Source organism: Parabacteroides caeci, from assembly GCF_023656795.1.
GTDB lineage: Bacteria > Bacteroidota > Bacteroidia > Bacteroidales > Tannerellaceae > Parabacteroides > Parabacteroides segnis.
In genome coordinates, this window is the sequence record NZ_JAMOKT010000034.1 from 1 (window position 1) to 20,032 (window position 20,032).

The 20,032-nt window shown below is 40.1% G+C and carries 16 protein-coding genes and 1 tRNA gene; 13 read left to right on the forward strand and 4 right to left on the reverse strand.

Going from position 1 to position 20,032, the window contains the following annotated elements:
• The 4 genes from NBH15_RS16605 to NBH15_RS16620 form a co-directional block, all read left to right on the forward strand.
• A partial coding sequence (locus NBH15_RS16605; protein ID WP_250823119.1) for a SusC/RagA family TonB-linked outer membrane protein occupies window positions 1-3,040 on the forward strand: 3,040 nt, incomplete at its 5' end.
• Window positions 3,041-3,072: 32 nt separating this feature from the next.
• A complete protein-coding gene (locus NBH15_RS16610) occupies window positions 3,073-4,620 on the forward strand; it encodes a RagB/SusD family nutrient uptake outer membrane protein (RefSeq protein ID WP_244051248.1) in 1,548 nt (515 codons plus the stop codon).
• 30 nt (window positions 4,621-4,650) lie between these two features.
• Window positions 4,651-5,436, forward strand: a complete 786-nt coding sequence (locus tag NBH15_RS16615) for a hypothetical protein (RefSeq protein WP_250823120.1) — start codon at window positions 4,651-4,653, stop codon at window positions 5,434-5,436.
• 107 nt (window positions 5,437-5,543) lie between these two features.
• Complete coding sequence (locus NBH15_RS16620) at window positions 5,544-8,432, forward strand: M16 family metallopeptidase (protein WP_128134744.1); 2,889 nt, start codon at window positions 5,544-5,546, stop codon at window positions 8,430-8,432.
• Between the two features lie 53 nt (window positions 8,433-8,485).
• Here the strand turns inward: NBH15_RS16620 and NBH15_RS16625 are convergent, their stop codons facing one another.
• Genes NBH15_RS16625 through NBH15_RS16635 form a run of 3 tightly spaced genes read right to left on the reverse strand, consistent with a single transcriptional unit; the run spans window position 8,486 to window position 13,166 of the window.
• Window positions 8,486-9,946, reverse strand: a complete 1,461-nt coding sequence (locus NBH15_RS16625) for a TolB family protein (RefSeq protein WP_128134740.1) — start codon at window positions 9,944-9,946, stop codon at window positions 8,486-8,488.
• An 11-nt stretch (window positions 9,947-9,957) separates the two neighbouring features.
• Window positions 9,958-11,709, reverse strand: coding sequence for a DUF6057 family protein (locus NBH15_RS16630; protein WP_128134741.1), 1,752 nt, complete (start codon window positions 11,707-11,709; stop codon window positions 9,958-9,960).
• Between the two features lie 11 nt (window positions 11,710-11,720).
• The gene (locus NBH15_RS16635; RefSeq protein WP_250823121.1) at window positions 11,721-13,166 is read right to left on the reverse strand and encodes an ATP-binding cassette domain-containing protein; all 1,446 of its coding nucleotides are present in this window, start codon (window positions 13,164-13,166) and stop codon (window positions 11,721-11,723) included.
• A 448-nt stretch (window positions 13,167-13,614) separates the two neighbouring features.
• Here NBH15_RS16635 and NBH15_RS16640 point away from each other — a divergent pair, with 448 nt between their 5' ends.
• On the forward strand, window positions 13,615-14,283 hold the full coding sequence (locus tag NBH15_RS16640) for a 3-keto-disaccharide hydrolase (protein WP_128134910.1): 669 nt from the start codon (window positions 13,615-13,617) through the stop codon (window positions 14,281-14,283).
• A 49-nt stretch (window positions 14,284-14,332) separates the two neighbouring features.
• Here NBH15_RS16640 and argB read toward each other — a convergent pair whose 3' ends face one another.
• Window positions 14,333-15,106 (reverse strand): acetylglutamate kinase, encoded by a 774-nt coding sequence (gene argB, locus NBH15_RS16645; protein ID WP_007652612.1) that lies wholly within the window; start codon window positions 15,104-15,106, stop codon window positions 14,333-14,335.
• Between the two features lie 70 nt (window positions 15,107-15,176).
• On the opposite strand from argB, the gene NBH15_RS16650 reads away from it, so the two are divergent.
• From NBH15_RS16650 to NBH15_RS16685, 8 genes are all read left to right on the forward strand, one after another.
• A tRNA-Gly gene (locus NBH15_RS16650) sits at window positions 15,177-15,249 on the forward strand.
• A 204-nt stretch (window positions 15,250-15,453) separates the two neighbouring features.
• Window positions 15,454-16,884, forward strand: a complete 1,431-nt coding sequence (gene nhaD, locus NBH15_RS16655; protein ID WP_186961314.1) for a sodium:proton antiporter NhaD — start codon at window positions 15,454-15,456, stop codon at window positions 16,882-16,884.
• Between the two features lie 19 nt (window positions 16,885-16,903).
• The gene (locus NBH15_RS16660; RefSeq protein WP_007652609.1) at window positions 16,904-17,566 is read left to right on the forward strand and encodes an MgtC/SapB family protein; all 663 of its coding nucleotides are present in this window, start codon (window positions 16,904-16,906) and stop codon (window positions 17,564-17,566) included.
• Window positions 17,567-17,631: 65 nt separating this feature from the next.
• Complete coding sequence (locus NBH15_RS16665) at window positions 17,632-18,267, forward strand: DUF8491 family protein (protein WP_250823122.1); 636 nt, start codon at window positions 17,632-17,634, stop codon at window positions 18,265-18,267.
• Window positions 18,268-18,279: 12 nt separating this feature from the next.
• The gene (locus NBH15_RS16670; protein WP_007652607.1) at window positions 18,280-18,636 is read left to right on the forward strand and encodes an arsenate reductase family protein; all 357 of its coding nucleotides are present in this window, start codon (window positions 18,280-18,282) and stop codon (window positions 18,634-18,636) included.
• A 7-nt stretch (window positions 18,637-18,643) separates the two neighbouring features.
• A complete protein-coding gene (locus NBH15_RS16675) occupies window positions 18,644-18,958 on the forward strand; it encodes a cupin domain-containing protein (RefSeq protein ID WP_128134908.1) in 315 nt (104 codons plus the stop codon).
• Window positions 18,959-18,979: 21 nt separating this feature from the next.
• Window positions 18,980-19,330 carry a DUF3795 domain-containing protein gene (locus NBH15_RS16680; protein WP_128134907.1) on the forward strand — a complete coding sequence of 117 codons (351 nt, stop codon included), beginning with the start codon at window positions 18,980-18,982 and terminating at the stop codon, window positions 19,328-19,330.
• A gap of 11 nt (window positions 19,331-19,341) precedes the next feature.
• Window positions 19,342-19,917, forward strand: a complete 576-nt coding sequence (locus NBH15_RS16685) for a uracil-DNA glycosylase family protein (protein ID WP_128134906.1) — start codon at window positions 19,342-19,344, stop codon at window positions 19,915-19,917.
• The last annotated feature ends 115 nt before the right edge of the window (window positions 19,918-20,032 follow it).

A 20,032-nucleotide genomic window follows, 5' to 3' on the forward strand; every position in this document is an offset into this window, starting at 1 on the left:
TAATGAGCCAATTATTGGTGCATCGATTGTCGTAAAGGGTACGATGGTCGGTACAGTGACTGATTTTGATGGTGCGTTCTCTTTGGATGTACCAAGTTCTGCAAAGACTCTGGTGATTTCGTATGTCGGTATGAAGACTCAAGAGATCGAAGTAAAATCTAATTTAAGAATCCTAATGCAAACTGATAATCAATCTCTTGATGAGGTTGTTGTAGTTGCATACGGTACTGCGAAGAAAGAATCATTTACTGGTTCTGCCGAAATCATCAAAAATGAAAAGATCGAAAAGAGAACCGTCGCTAATGTTAGTAAAGCATTAGATGGACTAGTGGCCGGTGTACAGACAACATCGGGTTCCGGACAGCCTGGGTCTGGTTCTTCTGTCGTAATTCGTGGTTTCGGTTCTATCAAAGCATCTCAAAACCCGTTGTATGTGGTAGATGGTATTCCTTATGACGGTAATATCAATGCAATCAATCCAAACGATATCGAGTCGATGACTGTATTGAAAGATGCATCTGCCGGTGCGTTATATGGATCTCGTGGTGCAAACGGGGTTGTGATGATTACAACAAAAAAAGGTAAGGATGGTGCTTTACTTGTCAATTTGAAAGCAAATTGGGGTATTGCTTCACGTGCTATCCCCAGATATGAGACAATGGATGAAAGAGGTTATCTGGAAACGATTTTCCAATCATATAAAAATGATCAGATTGCAAGTAACGGATTATCTCCTGAAGCAGCAGGTGTTGCTGCATTGACAGCTATGGGAAGCGGAGCTAAAGCTATCTTTGGTACTAATCAGATGTATAATCCGTTTAACTTTCCTATTGCAGAACTAATTGATCCGGTTACAGGAAAGGTCCGTTCTGATGCAACATTACGTTATCATGAAGATTGGATGGATGAAGCTACAGCAAACAATCCGTTACGTCAGGAATATGTATTGAACATGTCCGGTTCTCAGAATAAAACAAAATACATGTTTTCTTTAGGCTACTTGAATGAAGACGGTTTGTTGAAGACTACTAATTTTCAACGTTATACGGGCCGTATCAATGTAGACACAGAATATAAAAATTGGCTGACAGCCGGTTTGAGCACGAACTTTGCCCATACGAAAAGCAACACTTCCAATACTTCTACTTCTGCTTCATCAAATACTTTCTACTCGGCTCAATTGATGGCTCCTATTTTCCCAGTACACCAATTGGATGAAAACGGACAAATTATGTATGGCGCCGATGGTGCACCTATGTTTGACTATGGTTCAACTCGTCCTGCAGGAGCAAATGCCAATTTTAATAGTATTGCAACTTTATTTGATGATAAATACGGAACAAACGACGATAACGTAAGTGGACGTACTTACATCAGTTTGGGTGATTTGAAAGACGGTCCTCTTCAAGGATTGAAATTGACAGCGAACTTCGGTTTTGATTATGTGAACCGAAATAACTTTACTTATTATAATCCTTATTTCGGAAATGCAGCCAGTGTAAAAGGTATGCTGGCCAAGAAAAACTCTCGTTATTTCAGTTACACATTCAACCAATTGCTGACTTATGATAGAAAGTTCAATGACAAACATCACATTGACTTTTTAGCCGGTCACGAATATTATGATTACGAAGTGAGTTCTTTGAATGCGACCAAGTCTGGTTTCCCATTCGGAGGTATCTATGAATTAGCTGGTGCTACTACTATCACAGATGCTAGTTCTGTAAAGGATTCTTATACGATCGAATCTTATTTGTTCAGAGCAAACTATGATTATATGGACAAATATTACTTGTCGGCCAGCTTCCGTACGGATGGTTCTTCTCGTTTCAACAAAGATTATCGTTGGGGTAAATTCTGGTCGGTCGGTGCAAACTGGCGTATGAATAACGAAGCATTCCTAAGCGATGTGGACTGGTTGAATAATCTGTCAGTGAAGGCTAGCTATGGTGTTCAGGGTAATGACAATGTCGGTACATTATATGCTTGGCAATCTTTCTATGATTTAGGTTGGCCTAATGCCTCGATGAGTGGTGCATTAGTATCTTCTCTTGAAAACACGAATTTGAAGTGGGAACAAAACGGTAATCTGAACGTGGGTGTCGAAGCTAAAGTTTTCGATCGTTTCTCAGCATCTATCGAATGGTACAACCGTAAAACAACGGATATGTTGCTCGATTACCCGATGGCTTCTTCTTTAGGTTTCGACAGTTATTTGAAAAATATCGGTAGCATGCGTAACACCGGTTGGGATATTACGTTAAACGGTCGTTTGGTCAACACGAATGATTTTACCTGGGACCTGACTTTGATGGGATCGACTGTCAAGAATAAGGTATTGCATTTGGCTGATAAACCAGAAATCATTAGCGGAAACTATATTATAAAGGAAGGTGAAACGATTAACTCATTCTATACAGCAAAATCCGCCGGAGTAGATCCTGCGACAGGTAGCCAATTGTATTGGGTTTGGGATACGGATGAAAATGGCAATCCGGGAGAACCTTACATCTCTTCCAATATAAACAAAGCTACAGCTTCTAAACAGATTATGGGTAGCCGTATTCCGAATTTGTACGGATCATTCACAAACGATTTCAAATATAAAGGTTTCGATTTAAGCATCATGTGTACCTATTCGATCGGAGGTAAAGTATTGGATAGCGTATATAATACCTTTATGTATGGAAACTATGTCGGACAAGCCAAACATAAAAACCTGGAAAGGGCATGGAAACAGCCGGGAGATATTACCGACGTACCTAAAATTGAAATTGGTAAAGCGTATCCTATCACAGACGCCGATTTGATCAATGCTTCTTATTTGGCGATTAAAAATATCACATTAGGTTATTCTTTGCCGACCAGATTGACAAAGGGTATGTTCATGAAAGATATCCGCTTCACGGCTACAGCCGATAATCTGGTGCTATTCTCTCATTTGAAAGGTATGGACCCGCAATATAACTTCAGCGGTGGAACTACATTTGTTTATACACCTTCAAGAACTATTTCTTTCGGTGTAGATGTTAAATTTTAAGCAGAACCAGTAAAATATAAATACGAAAAAAAATGAAAAAAGTAATATATATATTATCTGCTGTCGGATTACTTACTTTGGGAGCATGTAACGACCAATTGGAAACAAATCCGACCGATAAAGTCAGCGGAACAATTATATTTAGCGATGCCAATGGTGCTGAAACGGCGATGAATGGTATTTATCGTGCTACTTATGTAGCTGGTTGGGGTACAGGTTGGGCTGACGAAAATCCCGGATTTGTCGGTGTTTATTTAGCTGGCGATTTGATGGGAGAAGACCACCTGATGCTTGGACAAGGACAAGGCTGGTTTTATGAAGATTACCGTTTTAATGTTCGTCAGGATTATACACATAAGCAAGGACGTCCATATCAGTTCTGGAATCTTCATTATACGCTAATATCAAATGCCAATTACATTATCGCCCAAGCACCGGATGCCGGAGGTGATCAGAATCTTTTAAACAGCGTTGTAGGACAGGCCTATGCCATGAGGGCACTCTCTTATTTCCAGTTGATCCAGTTGTATCAACAGACTTATAAAGGAAATGAATCGGCACCCGGAGTACCTTTATATACGGAACCGACTACAAGTTCATCTGAAGGTAAACCGCGTGGAACTGTGGAAGATGTCTATAAACAGATCAATTCTGATTTGGAAACAGCCATCTCGCTATTGAAAGATTGCGGTGTTGAACAAAAACATCCATCTCATATCGACTATTATGCAGCGAACGGAATCAAGGCACGTGTTTGCCTCGTTCAACAAAATTATGAAGGCGCACTAGCTGCTGCCAAAGAGGCTTTGAAAAAGCCCGGATTGCAAGCTGTTCTTCCTGTTAGTTCATTAACCGGATTTAATAGTGTAAAAAATGCCGATGTATTGTGGGGTGTAGAAGTTATAGCAGACCAAAGTCAGCATTTCGCCTCCTTGTTCAGTCACATGGATGCTGATGCTGAAGGAATGTATGCTTCAGGTGCAGAAAAATGTATTTCCAGTTGGTTATACAACAATATGCCCGAGACAGATGAACGGAAATCTTGGTGGAGAGGTGACCTGAGTGAAGACGAAATAGTGAGTGGTACATCCATGTTGCCTTATTGTCAGGTAAAATTCAAGTTTGCAAATGTAACCAGCCGTACCGGTGATTATATTTATATGCGCGGAGAAGAAATGGTGCTTATCGCTGCAGAAGCAGAATGTCACTTAGGACATTATGCTGAAGCACGGAAGTTAATTTCACAATTAGGAAGCGTACGCGACAGCAATTATGCGGTTCGTTTGGCAAAATTCTCCGATTCTAATTCTTATAATCAGAATACAGTAGCTCCATTGCAGACTCTTATGGATGAAATCTTATTCCAGCGCCGTGTGGAATTATGGGGCGAAGTAGGACGTATATTCGATTTGCAACGTTTAAAACTAGGCTTCGATCGTGATTATAGCGGTTCTAATCATACCGAATTGGTTAAGAATGTAGATACAAATGCCGGATCCAATGCATTCATAATGACATTGCCCCAATCGGAAATAGACGGTAATGCCAATATCAGCGCATCCGATCAGAATCCATTCTAATGACATGTTTAATAATTAAGCAATAGAAATATGAAATCAAATATATTCAAATCGTTATCCTTGCTGATTCTAATGGCAATGGCATTCGTTGGTTGTTCAGAGCATGATGGTGTCGTTTACAGTGGAGACAGTGCAGTTTATGCTTTTGCCGGAGCTACACAGAAAGTCGAAATGTTAGCAACGGATGGAAACAAGATCGTTGTTCCTGTCTATCGCGGAACAACACAGGGAACTTCTACTCTTGAACTGTCCTTTACTCCTGCCGAAGGAATTGAAGAGTTGTTTACATTGGAAAATCCAACTCTGACATTCGAAGATGGAAAATCTGTTGCAGAAGCAGTTATTACTTATAAAGATATCAATTTATTGGGAGTAACAGACCAATATGTTTTAATTTTAGGGTTTGATGAAGCTAAAGCCTCTCCTACTAACGTTAATTCTATCACGGTAAAAGCTCAACGCAAGTTAACCTTTAATTCCATAGGTACAGGAACGTTCACATCCAATATTTTCGGAGATTCTTGGCCACAGGTTATTGAGAAAGCTGTTGAAGCAGATGTATATCGGTTACCGGATTGTTATGTGGAAGGTTATCCCATCATCTTCTCAACAGATGCAAATGGAGAAATAGATAATATTGCAATACAAGAAACAGGATATAATGATGATACTTACGGTATGACTTCCTTGTATTGTACCGGTACAGAAAAAGTTGGAAATAAATATAATATTTCGGCATTCTTTGTTGTCTACTTAAATGGAAAGTTAGCTCAATATACCAATGAAGCTGTTGAGGTACTGGAATTTCCGGAATAATATATAACATACATTAATATGAAAAAGATACTGTTTTATTCTACTGAAGTAAGACAGTATCTTTTTTGTTTTCTATTGAATCAACAACATTTATAAACTTGATACAAATGAGAAAATTCTATTCATTAGTTTTACTGATAATCGCTGTAGCCTCTTCTCTCACGGTTTCAGCACAAGGTTTGAAAGGTTTTAAACTTAAAAACGGACTTTCTGTATATATATGGGAAGATAGTACGAAAAATGATGTGTTTGGTTTAGTCGGAGTAAAAGTTGGTGCGGTAAATGATCCGGAAGACTTAACAGGGCTGGCACATTACCTGGAACACATGATGTTTAAAGGAACACAAAGCATCAGTGCTTTAAACTGGGAAAAAGAAAAACCTATATATGAACAGATCATAGCCAAATATGATGAAATGGCAAATGAAACAGACCCAGCTAAAAAAGAAACGATTTCACTTGAAATAAATAAACTGACCGTGGAAGCAGCGAAGCTTGCCGCTCCTAACGAATTTGCTGAATTGACAGATAATATGGGAGGAAAAATGCTCAATGCTGCAACCGGATACGATGAAACCATGTATTACAGTTCATTTCCCCCCTCTCAGTTATATAAATGGCTAGACCTTAATTCAGAACGTTTTATTAATCCGGTCTTTCGCGCCTTCCAGCCGGAGTTGGAAACCGTTTACGAAGAATTTAACAGAAGTCAGGATATGCAAGGTTCCCTGCAATCAGACTTTATGTTGAAACATATTTTCCCTGGTCATCCTTATTCCCGCGCAATACTAGGTTTACAGGAACATCTGAAAAAACCTCGTCTGGGAGGATTAGTTGATTTCTATAAGAGTTGGTATGTTCCGGAAAATATGGTTCTGATCTTAGTCGGAAATATCAAGTTAAAAGAAGCAATGGGGCTTATTAATGACCGCTTTGGCCGTTTGAATCCACAAAAAAGCCCTGAACGGAAAACCTATCCTGAAATAGAAATAAAAGGCCGCACAGAATATAGTACAAAAATGGGAGACTTCCCTACTTTAAGATTAGCCTTCAAAGGGGTTCCGAAAGGACATGAAGACGAATTAGCCCTTACTATTTGTGTAAACATGTTATCCAATAGTAACCGTACCGGATTATTAGATAAACTATCTTTGTCCGGAGATGTCCTGGGGGCTGATGCCGGTTTGATCAATTTTAAAGAACAAGGTCGTATATTAATTGTAGGTGTCCCCTATTATGATGTAAACCAACGCCGCTTCGAATCATCAAAATCGCTTGAGAAAATGTTACTTCAGGAAGTCTCCAAAATACAGAAAGGAGAATTCAATGAAGAACTATTCAACTCAGTGAAAGCAACTCTTATACGTGACTTCGATCTCGCTTTTGAATCATCATACAATAAAGCGGAACAAATTTTGTCTACTTTTATTTGTAATGAAGACATAAGCCATGTTTTGAATTATAAAGAAAGATTGAAAGCCATCAGCATAGAACAGGTAAAAGAGATTGCAAACAAATATCTCAATAAAAATTACATTGTGTTAAATTATCAGCCGGGAAAAGCCCCTAAGGCTGAAAAACTATCCAAACCCAAATATGATCCAATCAATCCAGAACGCGGAGTGATATCACAATATGCCGAAAAATTTCGTAAGCTACCGGTTCGTAAAGTTGATCCGGTTTATGAAAAGTTCGATGCTGTCCAGATCAAGCAAGTGAATGAACGCTCCCGATTATTCTATACACAGAATCAGGAAAATGCGATATTCACACTAACTCTGAAATATGGAGTCGGAACCCATGAAATGCCTCAACTTAAATACGCCGTTGATTTGATGAATAACGCAGGTGTTATGGGTGCTTATGAACCGCAAGCGTTAAAGCAGGAGCTCAATGCCCTAGGCGCAGTTTGTAATTTTGGTGTAGATGACAATTACCTTTATGTCTCTATGTCTGGTTACGAAGAAAATCTTGAAGCTTCCTGTAATTTGCTGACTCGTCAGATCCTTATGCCCAAACTTGATGAGAAACAATTAAATAATATGATTGGTTCTGCTTATCAGATGCGTGCTATCGAAGAAAAAAATGAAAATTTGTTGGAAGAAGCCTTACACGACTATTTACTGTATCAAAACAAATCCGAATATCTGGATCGTATGCCATTGGAAGATATTATCAATCTAACAATCAGTAGTCTTACAGGAGAATTCAATCGGGCCACAGATTATGAAGCAGAAATTCATTATGTGGGTTCAATGCCTTTCAATGATGTTTACGATATTTTAAGCAAGAACCTTCCTTTGAAAGCTACAGAAAAGACAAGTAACTCACCTGTTGTAAAGGATCGTGTTCAATATAAAGAAAATACGATCTATTTCGTATCCGATAACGATGCATTGCAAAGCAAGATTTATTTTTATGTCGAAGGTAATCCTTTTAAGATTGAAGATGATGTTTATTACAAAGCTTTCAACAAATATTTTGGAAGCGGATTCGGCGGATTGGTTATGCAGGAAGTTCGTGAATACCGTTCTATGGCTTATACCGCAGATGGTGGAGAAATCACACCACCTCTGGCTAATAAAAACGCCTACTTCGAAGGATATATCGGTACCCAGGCCGATAAAACAATCGAAGCTATTGATGTATTTATGAATCTGTTGACGGAAATGCCGGAATATGCAGACCGCATCAATGGTATCAAGGATTATTTACGGGAAGGTCTTCAAACGGCTAAGCCGGGATTCCGCTCCAGAAGCCAAGTGTATGAAGCATGGAAGCGTTTGGGTTATACCGAAGATCCTGCCAAAACACAATTACCTAAAATCCAGAATTTATCATTTGAGGATGTTGTAAAATTCTATCAACAAAACGTAAAAGGCCGCCCGGTTGCTATCGGTATAATAGGCGACCCCAAACGAATTAATCTGGATGAGTTATCGAAATACGGAAAAGTCATTCGGATAAATAAGAACAAACTTTTTTCTTCCAAATAACAGAAAATCGACTAATATTACTAATAAAAAAAGCCGCTTTTAAGCGGCTTTTTTTATTTAGCGAACTTCACATCTATCCCTTTATCCTCTTTCGCTTTCAGCCCTAACACCCTGCCTCCTACTTTCACCTTTCCGGTAATAAACTCCGGAATATTATATGACATCATAAAACGGTCATAAAAGCCGGTATCTTTCTGAGGCAATAAAAACGGTTTGCATGCATTTCCTTTTTCATCTATATAAGCGATATAAGGACGCGTATATAATCCATCCATACGGCGACTGCTGAATATGACCCAACGGCTATTGCTACTCCAGGAATGATAGCTTTCCACATCATCGCTATTCAATATATCTAACGGTATGCTTTCTCCTGTTGACAAATCCGCCATCTGCAAATCCGCATCTTTATGCCAGATTGAGAAGTTTCCATAACCCGAGACTGTATACATTAAATATTTCCCGTCCGGAGATACCCGGGGGAAAGAAGCACTCTGACCTGAAACTGCTGCATTATATAAAGTATCGACCTCCGAACCGAAACTACGGCTGTCAGGATCGAATCCGATAGCACATAAATTATATTTGATCTCTGAAAACTCTTCCGGAATAGGACGTGCCGGAGCCGTACAGAAATAAAGCGTTTTTCCATCCGGAGAGAATGTCGGAAAAGTTTCAAAAGCATCTTTGGAAAACAACTTAGCCGTAGTTACAATCTCATGTTTTTTCACATCATAGACAACAACGTCCGACGCCTCATCAAACACTTCTATACGGTTCCTGTCGTTGGCATGGAATCCCTGTTTGGTATTGTTTACAGAAAATGCCACATATTTTCCGGAAGGATGCCAGGAAGGATAGACCAAAGAAGATATTGTTTGCTCGGTTTTCGTGTTCAGTTTTTCTATCTTATCGCCATCTATCAGAAGAGTTCCCGGATATGTTTCACGCATATGGAAAAGCATCTTATCCGGATTCTGCATGCAAAATGAATGACAATTCACACAGTTCCTGCCACTCATCTTATTCTCGATAATAGGCGTCTCGGTATAATTCTCCAGGTTACGCTGATAAAGTCCCATTTTATTCCATAAAGTGTATCCCGGTGCAATCAGACGGTAAGCTATATAAGGATCGACCGGTTCTGCCGCCACATTCCATTTAACAGGAGCATATTCCACCCATTTCCCTTTATCTTTCACCTGGACAACAACCTTTACCTCATTTCCTGCCGCAGACGATAATAGTTTTTTCCATTTAGAAACAGGAAAAACGAACTGGTTATCCTTCGCCTTCACTTTTATCTGCTGATCCGAGAATGACAGAACAGCACGTGCATCTTCAACAGGATTCTCCAGAGAGAAATTCAGCGGAGCGATATTTGCCGGTATCGTTATATCGGTGTAATCTGGGAAGATAGCAGGCCTTTCGCTTAACGTATCACTCACCTGAACCGAGTCCGAACAAGAAAAAAACAAGGCCAGCAATGCTATATATTTATAATTTCCATTCATATCCCATTCCTTTATTTAAACATAAAATAAAACCAGTAAGTATCTCCGTAGGCCCTGCGCAACAGTCCGGGGAGGGCACTCTTATTATTCCGGTTCGCCAGAACCTGCTTCTTGTATTCTGCAAAACGTTGCATGACGGAGGGAGAGATATCAAAACGTTTCCAATAATCCGGTTCCGCTTCCGACAACGTGATCACTGCTTCCTGGAAAGACTTCGGCAACACAGGAAGCACCTCCGTTCCATAATAAGTTTCGACCAGCCCTTTGAAACCTTCCATATTCTTTGCCAATAAAAGAAAGGCTCCCAGATACTCAATGGCCGCTTTATTTTCCGGATTGGCTTCAGCGATCATACGCATGTCTTTTTCGATATAGTTTATCTCGGAAAGATAGTTCTCTTTCGGTAAACATTTGCGCCTTGGTCCCAATACCGGATCCTGCTCTACAGCAGCATCATTATATAAAAATTTACGATGTTCACCAGCCCATTTTTTATAATAAAATGTATTCTCCAATATATTCAGATACTTCTCCGCCACCGGATATTCCCCATAAATAATATTTGTCTGAACAAGTCTCTTTAACATACGGGGGTTCCCCTCTCCTATGGCTGTTGCATATGCTTCAAAAGCCATTTCCTGAGCCATCGCCGGATTTCCCATGGCAAAAGCAATATCACTCAATAAAGAGGATATCTGCTCTGTTTTATTCCATCCGACCATTATTCCCTGCGGCCCTCTCTGGTCAAAACTGAACAAACGATCTGCCAACTCCCCTTTTTGAGATAATGCCAGATTCAAAAAACACATATTCAGATAATTAGTCAACGAACCTTGACTGCTTTCCACTATTTTATCCCATTGTTCCGTTCTTGCATAATAGTCGAGTTCTTTCACTTTGGCTGATTTCTTATCTCCATATTCAGGTATTCCCCACCAGCATAACGCAAATAAAAGGATTACCTGAAGGAGTCCGCCGGCAATCAGGAGTTTTTTACTGGTATCTTTCTTCCTTTTCCTCAACAGAAAAGCGACAATCAGGATCAGAGGCAACGAAATCCATGAATAATAGATGACAGTTTTCGGTTCCAATGCAGTATGATAGTAAGCATCCGGCAAGAAAGCAAAACGATATTCCCCCAGCATCGAGAAATAGACACTGCAAACCCCGCAAAGAAGAGCGAGAACAACAGAAAATAACGACCAGTAAAACCGGGGAGTTTTATTAAAGAACTCATATACTACCACCGACAAAGCGAACAAACATGCTACAGACCCGGCCAGTCCATAAAGCAAAGGTGTTATAATAATCTCTGCTATCATCCGCCATTTATCTGTCGATATACAAAAGCACAAATACAAAGCACAAAGCATCATATTGAATGCTATCGTTCCAAAAACCAGATAATTAAAATCAAAATGGAGGAACATAATTAAAACAACCGGGATCAGATAAAGCAGGAAACAATTCGTGTCCGAAGCGATCCGGCGAACAATCCCTCTCATTCCTAATCCGGTCAACAGCAACAGTCCCGCAGTAATTCCGGCACCAGCATAGGGATAGATAAAAAACTGCACCAAAAACTCAGATAAGGTTAACGCAAACCCGCCAGGCATAGCCAGTTTCTCAGAAATATACTCACCGGTAAATTGAAATAACTGACTTTGTTCGATAAAAAAGAAATGGAACTTGCTATATTCCTGAAGAAAAATGAACAAAGCAGCCAATACAACCAACCAGAAAGCTGTGACTTTCAATTTCATGGTATTATATTTTAAGCATGTTTAATCAATTCAAAACGTTTATCAACGCATGAAGGTAATTCATGCGGATAATGAGTGACGTAAATCAATGTCTTTCCCGGCCGTTCACAAAACTGCTCAATGATACGGGCAGCCTTCCGTTTATTACTGATATCGAGTCCGTGCAACGGCTCGTCCAGAATAATTAAATCCGGATCTTTCACAAAAGCCCGGGCCAGCAAAGCCAATCGTTGTTCCCCGGAAGACAATGTCAGGAACGGACGGTCTTTCAATTCTTCAATCCCAAAGACACGCATCCAAGCCAAAGCTATAGACTGTTGTTCTTCCGTACATTTACGATACAATCCGATAGAATCAAAAAATCCGGAACCAACGATATTTAAAGTGGGCACATTCTCCATATAAAAGAGATGTATCTCCGGAGAAACATATCCTATCCTCTTTTTTATATCCCAGATACTCTCACCCGATCCCCGTTTCCGGTCAAACAAATATAAGGTATTTGCGTAAGATTGAGGGTTATCTGCATAAATCAAACTTAATAAAGTTGATTTTCCGGCACCATTGGGACCGAATAACGCCCATTTCTCTCCATTTTTCACTTCCCAGTCCAGTTCTTTTAAAATAGTGCGGCTACCATATTTAATGGAGACATGCTCCATACGGAACGTCACTTCATGGGTAGAGGGTTTTTTAACCGATACGGGTAATGAAATATCCCCGGAATAACCGGGAAACAAATGTGCCAACAAGTCTGTCCGGCCCATGAAATCAGCCCGTGTCTGAGGAGGATAAGGTGTACGGTTATAGACTGGCAGGACGTGAGTTATCATCTCCGGTATGTCATCCGGATTCGACAACAATAGAATAACCTGTACATTATCCAGCTTCGCCATTTGTTGCAGTAAATGAACCAACACATCACGCGAAGCCGCATCCAGACCGATAAAAGGATTATCCAGTATCAAAATACGCGGATGGTTCAATAAAGAACGGACGACAAGAAATTTCCGGAGTTCCCCGCTGGAAAGAAAAATAAGTTTTTTAGGCAGCAAATCCTCAATACCGAAAAACGAGAGTATCTGATGTAAATCCGTTGTACCGGAATATTCTTTCAAAATATCTTCTACAGTCGGCACTTCATCGGTTTCCGTCGAGTGCCAGCGTTGTTGGTAATAAGAATTCCGGCAATCAGCTAATGAGTAAATGTCTTTGAATGCTATACTTTTTATCAGATTACTGATTTTGTCATCATAACCGAACGTCACCTCTCCCTCTTTCAATGCAAACTTGCGCTGTATCAGGTCTGCAATCAATGTTTTACCAGCTCCGTTAGGTCCGACTATTGCCCATTGCTCCCCTTCATTGATTTTCCAACTGAACGGCTCAGCAAAACGCAGTTCCGGTAAACGGGTTACTACATTATTTATATTAACGATTGTTTTACTCTTTTCCATTGTTGTTAATTTGTCCCCCCCAAAGGTAAAGAGTTTATTTATAAAATTAAACATACCGGAATAAAAGGAACTATTAAAAGAAAGGGATCACTCATCCCGAGCAATCCCTTATTATATATACAGGCCTGGTATGTCTATGAAATTCTTACAAATTAGTTATTTTAATGCCTGTAATTTCCCTACTCAACTTAACGTATCTATTTAATATTTTTATCGTATTTACATTTTATCACATTTAATCCAGAAATCAGACACCAGCCTTTTTTAAACAAAAATAATAAAATAAAAGAAAAGAAAACAGCAATAAAAAAACATTATATTTCGTATAAACTAACCGATTTTGTTATCATTCGAAAGACTTCCATAAATTTAACCAGTTTTCACTCGCTTATTAAAGCAGATTATCTATCTTTGAATTTCTAATTATTTTATCTTAAAATCCAATAACATGAAACGATTTTTTTATTTCTCAATTCTCTTTCTAGGTATCATCAGCACCCTTAGTGTTTCAGCCACCGACAACAAATGGAAACCCCTGTTCGGAGAAAACCTTTCCGATGCCAGCTACAATCCTGAAGTTTGGAGTATGACAGGTGGTGTACTTGCAGCAGTGGAGGATGAATCCATTTGGACAAAGACCGAATATGAAAACTTTGAACTGGATCTGGACTTCAAAACCGACGTAGGAACCAATAGCGGCGTTGTAGTATATTGCACCGATACTAAAGATTGGATTCCCAATTCTGTAGAAATACAGATTGCCGACGATCATTGTGAAAAATGGGGAAACGGCAAACCTTATGAAAAGTGCGGAGCCATTTACGGCCACCTGGGTGCAAAACAAGACAAAATAGTAAAAAAGCCCGGCGAATGGAACCATATGCGCATCAGATGTGTCGGACAACGCATTAATGTTATCCTGAATGGTAAAAAAGTAACGGAAATGGACATGAGCAAATGGACTTCGGGAACAGTCAACCCGGACGGCAGTGAAATCCCCAGTTGGTTGCCTAAGCCATTTGCAGAACTTCCGACAAAAGGATATATCGGATTACAGGGTAAACATGGTGATTCCCTGATCTGGTTCCGTAACGTAAAAATAAGAAGTATCAAATAATAAAATGAAAAGAGGAAAGTTATATTCGAACTTTCCTCTTTTCATTTTATCAATAAACTTTCGTTCCTTTTCCCTGATGGATTTCAGAAGCCTGGGTTATAATAACCTCTTTCACCCCTGCATCGATTGCCTGGAATGAGTTTTCCAGTTTAGGGATCATACCTCCCTGGATAATCCCCTCTTCTACCAATTGTTTAAATACCGTACGGTCTATTTCCGGAATAACGCTTTCATCATCATTCTCATCCCGCAATACACCTTTTTTCTCAAAACAAAAAACTAATGTTACATCAAAATGCTTAGCCAGTGCTTTTGCAGCTTCACCGGCAATCGTATCAGCATTGGTATTCAGCATATGCCCCTGTTTGTCATGGGTCAGCGGAGCCAATACCGGAACAATGCCCTGATGGATCAGAGAGGCCAGCAAATCTGCATTCACTTCTTTCACATCTCCCACAAAACCATAATCGACTTCAGCTACCGGACGTTTATCCGAACGCATCAGATTCATATCTGCTCCGGTGAGGCCTAGTGCATTCACATCTAACGCCTGCAAACCGGCCACAATATTTTTATTGACCAGGCCGCCATATACCATTGTTACCACTTTCAGTGTTTCAACGTCCGTCACCCTACGGCCATTCACCATTTTACTTTCGATGCCTAACTGGCTCGCCAGTTTAGTTGCAGAACGTCCTCCGCCATGTACCAATGCTTTAAAACCTTCTATATGAGAAAAATCCCGAAGCAAACTTTTCAATGTTTCCTCTTCCTCAACGATCTTTCCGCCGACCTTGATCAGCGTAAGCTTTTCTTTATTCATATCTGATAAAATATTTTTGCGTCAAAGGTACAAAAAAACAAAAGATTTATATACTTTTGCACCTGTCAACGCGGTAGTAGCTCAGTTGGTAGAGCATTAGCTTCCCAAGCTAAGGGTCGTGGGTTCGAGTCCCATTTACCGCTCCCTAAAAACAAGACCTTAATAATAATCTCTATATACCCATCGAAACATGATAAAGAAAGAAGCAATCAAAATTTTGAAGAAAAAAAAGTTCGCACTCTTTGGGACGATAATTCAAAACATTTCATCCAAAAGGAGTGTTAATCCCATATAATTCCTACATTTGCGACTATTAACTGAATTTAAAAAGAAAAAGAAGATTTGCTATGTTGACAGTAATGATTTTTGTTTTTCTGATTGGATACTTATGTATAGCTTTAGAGCATCCGCTAAAGGTGAACAAAGCCGGAACAGCCCTACTGACCGGAACAATACTTTGGGTTTTATACACATTTGCTGCACCTGATCTGATCCCGACCGCATCAGCCGAAGAATTTAAAGAATTTCTGGATGCCTATCCGGCTATAGCAGATCTTCCTTTTGTAGAACAATGTACCCGCTTCGTCGTTGAACACCAGGTACTGGACAGTATCGGAGAAATTGCAGAAACATTGATTTTCCTAATTGGCGCGATGATTACCGTGGAGTTGATTGACGCTCACGGCGGTTTCATGTTTATCACAAACCGTATCAAAACCAACCAGAAAAAAAAATTATTACTTCTGGTCGCATTTATTACTTTTTTCATGTCTGCCATACTCGATAACCTGACAACTTCCATCGTTATGGTTATGCTAATGCGGAAACTACTGGGGAACTACAAAGAACGGTGGGTATTCGGCAGCGTGATTATCATTGCTGCAAACAGTGGCGGGGCCTGGTCACCGATTGGAGACGTAACTACCATCATGCTTTGGGTCAGAGGAAACATTTCCTCATCCTCTACTATTCCACACCTGATTTTGCCCAGTCTGGTATCAATGATAGTACCTGTTCTCATTATGATGCGTTTCCTCCATGGGAAAGTGACTCCGCCCGATGCATTTACCTATAATGAAAATGACGAACTACTCAAAGAATTAAAGACCAAAGAAAAACTCTCGATACTGATACTCGGCGTATTATGTCTTATATTCGTCCCTATATTTAAAACGATCACTCATTTGCCTCCGTTTATGGGTATCCTGATGGGAGTCGGTATTTTATGGATCTATACAGAATTAATGTATAAACGGGATATTGTCAATGAAGATCTTAAACTTCGTCTGTCAAAAATAGTGCGCCGTATAGACGGAGCAACCCTATTATTCTTTCTTGGAATCCTTTTGGCTGTCGACGCACTGCGATGTAGCGGTGTATTGACAAATTTCGCTTTCTGGCTAGACGAAACTGTCGGAAATGTATATGCTGTAAACCTGATCATCGGTACTTTATCGGCCGTAGTTGATAATGTTCCGCTGGTAGCCGGAGCTATCGGCATGTATCCGGTTGCAACAGATGCTATCATCGCAACAGCAACAGATCCGACTTATATGGCAAACTTTGTTCAAGACGGAATATTCTGGCAATTCCTGGCTTATTGCGCCGGAGTTGGAGGCAGCATGTTGATCATAGGTTCAGCTGCCGGAGTTGTCGTGATGGGATTGGAACGCATCAATTTCATCTGGTATCTGAAAAACATATCCTTACTGGCCTTGATCGGATATCTGGCCGGTGCAGGAGTATATATTCTTCAAAATGTAGTATTGGGATTATAAACAAGGGAGGCATACAATTATGTTATGGGATTTTATTCTGAGATTATTTATTGCCGGTATTCTTGGTGCCGTAATTGGTCTTGACCGGGAATACAGGGCGAAAGAAGCCGGCTATCGTACACATTTCCTGGTCTCACTGGGAAGTGCCCTTATCATGATTGTATCCCAATACGGTTTTCAGCAGATTATACAGGAAAGTAGTGTTTCGCTCGACCCCAGTCGTGTTGCGGCACAGGTTGTTAGTGGTATCGGCTTTATCGGAGCGGGAACCATTATCATACAAAAACAATTTGTTCGCGGACTGACGACTGCCGCAGGAATATGGGCAACAGCCGGAATCGGCCTGGCAATCGGTGCCGGAATGTACGGCATTGGTGTTGCGGCAACCGTACTGACTCTGATGGGACTTGAGCTACTAAGTTATATCTTTAAAAGCCTGGGAATGAAAAGTTCGATGATTATTTTTTCCACCAATGAGAAAGATATCATAAAAAAGGTAACCCGGGTTCTGAACGACAAAGGTTACCTGCTCGTCTCCTACCAAATGGAAAAAGTCAGTCATTCAAACGTCGATACTTTCATTGTCACCCTGGTTATAAAGGCCAGGAAAAGTACGGACGACAACCAGCTACTACTTTTCATGGAAGAATTTCCGGAGGTAACAGTTGAGAGAATTGAATAGAAATTCTTAAAACGGGGACAAGTTTTAGTATCTTTGTCCCCGTAATCATTTTATAACAGATACACATGAACATAATTTCTAAACTATTCAAGAAAGAAAAAGAGGAAACAGAAGCTACATCAAAAGGCTCCGTTGAAGAATTTGTAACATTAATCCGCGTATATTATCAGGCGGTAATGGCCGTACAGTTGGGTATTACCAATATTAATATGTTATCGGATATGGCCCTTTTCAAACGTATGCTGAAAATTCCTACCCAAAATAACAAGCCTGGTATCGCAGAAAAGGCACGTGTCCGCAAAATATTAATGCAGGACTATGCCATGAAAGAAAGTTTCTTCAAGGAAATAGAAGCCTCAGTAAAAAAGAACTGTAAGTCGCAAAACGACATCAAATCATACTTTTTCCTTTTCCAGGGATTTTGTAATGGCCTGTTCTCCCTGCTGGATAACCTGATGCAATGGAAGTTCCGTTTCTCCATGCTGGTAAAAAAATTATTATATAACCAGACAGCAAAAACAATCCATGAGATTGTAACTCGTTCGGAATGGAAAGAGGTCAGTGTCCAGAAAACAGCCTGGAGCATCCGCAAATACAAAGAGACATTAGGCTATTCGGAAGAATGGATGACTGATTTCGTTTACAACATTGTCCTTCTTGCCAAAGAAGATGCCAAAAACCAACGTAAAAAAGACAAATAAAATCAGACAGGCATGAAATATCTATTTTTAGAATATCCGAAATGCAGTACCTGCCGGAACGCAAAAAAATGGTTGGACGAACATAAGGTTGCTTATGAGGACCGCCATATAATCGACCAGCATCCTTCGGCTGAAGAGTTGACGGAATGGATAGGACGCAGCAAATTACCACTGAAGAACTTCTTCAACACCAGTGGTCTTGTATATAAAGCCATGCAGTTGAAAGACAAATTGCCCTCCATGAGTGAAAAGGAACAGATAGAACTACTTGCTTCCGATGGCAAACTTATCAAACGTCCTTTGTTGGTAAGCGAGAATCAGGTCTTGGTCGGCTTCAAAGCAGCTGAATGGGAAGAATCTGTAAAATAAAGAGTATATGAAAGAGTTCATCACCCCTCCGGAGCATATTCATTTCCTGGCAAAAAAGTTATTTACCGATTGCGGGGAAATTATAGATGGTTCCATTGCCTATCTGGAAAAAGGAGGTGGTGGACCGACTTCCCTGCATACTCATGAGCATAATCATTTGTTTATCGTATTCAGCGGACAAGCAAGGATTGAATTAGACGGTGAAGTAAAGATTGTGAATGCAAACGAATCATTCCTTGTAAACGGAAAAGTTCCCCATTCGGTATGGAATAATATCGAAGGGACCACCGTTATGATTGGTATTTCTGTAAAAGCTAAATAATCATCTTATCTATTATATCGTATGGAAAACCTTACATATCAACCCGACGCTGCATACGTTGCAGCTTGTGGCCTGTATTGCGGTGCTTGTCGCAAATTCGTAAAAGAACAATGCCCCGGATGCTGGGAGAATAAAAAAGCGGACTGGTGTAAAATACGGGCATGTAACATCGAGCATAACTATAAAAGTTGTGCCGACTGCACAATCAGTTCTATCGATGAATGCAAGAAGTTCAATAACTTCATCGGAAAAGTATTTTCTATCCTCTTCCGTTCCGACCGTCCGGCCTGTATCAGAAGGATACAGGCAATCGGCTATGATGCTTTTGCCAGGGAAATGCACGCTAAAAAACAACAGACAATAAAACGATAATATATATCCCGATGGTTTCAGAATTACATCCGTTAGGTTTCTTTTTACCGGAGCAGACTAAATTGCTGATGTTGGGGAGCTTTCCTCCTCCGATGCAACGTTGGTCGATGAACTTTTACTATCCGAATATACAGAACGATATGTGGCGTATCCTCGGACTATTGTTTTATAGCAATAAAGAATATTTCCTTGAAACAAAGAAGGCGTTCAGTGAAGAGAAAGCCAAAGCCTTCTGCCGGGAGAAAGGTATCGGTATCGGCGATACGGCTGTCGAAATAATCCGGTTAAAGAATAATGCTTCCGATAATTTCCTGCAAGTGATAAAACCGATAAATCCAGAAGAAGTCCTATCGCAAATACCCGAATGTAAAGCAATTGTCGTTACAGGGCAAAAAGCGATGGATACGATTTTATCGGTATTGCCTCCGACAGAAGAGCCGAAAGTCGGAACTTATTCGACATTCACCTTACTGGACCGGGGATTCAGATTATATCGTATGCCTTCCTCATCACGGGCCTATCCGAAACCATTAGAGGAAAAGGCGGCGGTTTACAGAGGGATGTTTGAAGAACTGGAGATACTATAAATAACAAAGACTGTTTAGTTTTATAAGCAGTATCGTTAATTTAGAAATATTGGGATCAAAAGAATGGAACTATAGATAATACGTATTACAATAAATATATGTAACTCTGTTTTCA

Bases quoted from the DNA above. Each gene is read 5' to 3' on its own strand.
- NBH15_RS16610 (WP_244051248.1), top strand. From the start codon at position 3,073: ATGAAAAAAGTAATATATATATTATCTGCTGTCGGATTACTTACTTTG.
- NBH15_RS16615 (WP_250823120.1), top strand. From the start codon at position 4,651: ATGAAATCAAATATATTCAAATCGTTATCCTTGCTGATTCTAATGGCA.
- NBH15_RS16620 (WP_128134744.1), top strand. From the start codon at position 5,544: ATGAGAAAATTCTATTCATTAGTTTTACTGATAATCGCTGTAGCCTCT.
- NBH15_RS16625 (WP_128134740.1), bottom strand. From the start codon at position 9,946: ATGAATGGAAATTATAAATATATAGCATTGCTGGCCTTGTTTTTTTCT.
- NBH15_RS16630 (WP_128134741.1), bottom strand. From the start codon at position 11,709: ATGAAATTGAAAGTCACAGCTTTCTGGTTGGTTGTATTGGCTGCTTTG.
- NBH15_RS16635 (WP_250823121.1), bottom strand. From the start codon at position 13,166: ATGGAAAAGAGTAAAACAATCGTTAATATAAATAATGTAGTAACCCGT.
- NBH15_RS16640 (WP_128134910.1), top strand. From the start codon at position 13,615: ATGAAACGATTTTTTTATTTCTCAATTCTCTTTCTAGGTATCATCAGC.
- argB (WP_007652612.1), bottom strand. From the start codon at position 15,106: ATGAATAAAGAAAAGCTTACGCTGATCAAGGTCGGCGGAAAGATCGTT.
- nhaD (WP_186961314.1), top strand. From the start codon at position 15,454: ATGTTGACAGTAATGATTTTTGTTTTTCTGATTGGATACTTATGTATA.
- NBH15_RS16660 (WP_007652609.1), top strand. From the start codon at position 16,904: ATGTTATGGGATTTTATTCTGAGATTATTTATTGCCGGTATTCTTGGT.
- NBH15_RS16665 (WP_250823122.1), top strand. From the start codon at position 17,632: ATGAACATAATTTCTAAACTATTCAAGAAAGAAAAAGAGGAAACAGAA.
- NBH15_RS16670 (WP_007652607.1), top strand. From the start codon at position 18,280: ATGAAATATCTATTTTTAGAATATCCGAAATGCAGTACCTGCCGGAAC.
- NBH15_RS16675 (WP_128134908.1), top strand. From the start codon at position 18,644: ATGAAAGAGTTCATCACCCCTCCGGAGCATATTCATTTCCTGGCAAAA.
- NBH15_RS16680 (WP_128134907.1), top strand. From the start codon at position 18,980: ATGGAAAACCTTACATATCAACCCGACGCTGCATACGTTGCAGCTTGT.
- NBH15_RS16685 (WP_128134906.1), top strand. From the start codon at position 19,342: ATGGTTTCAGAATTACATCCGTTAGGTTTCTTTTTACCGGAGCAGACT.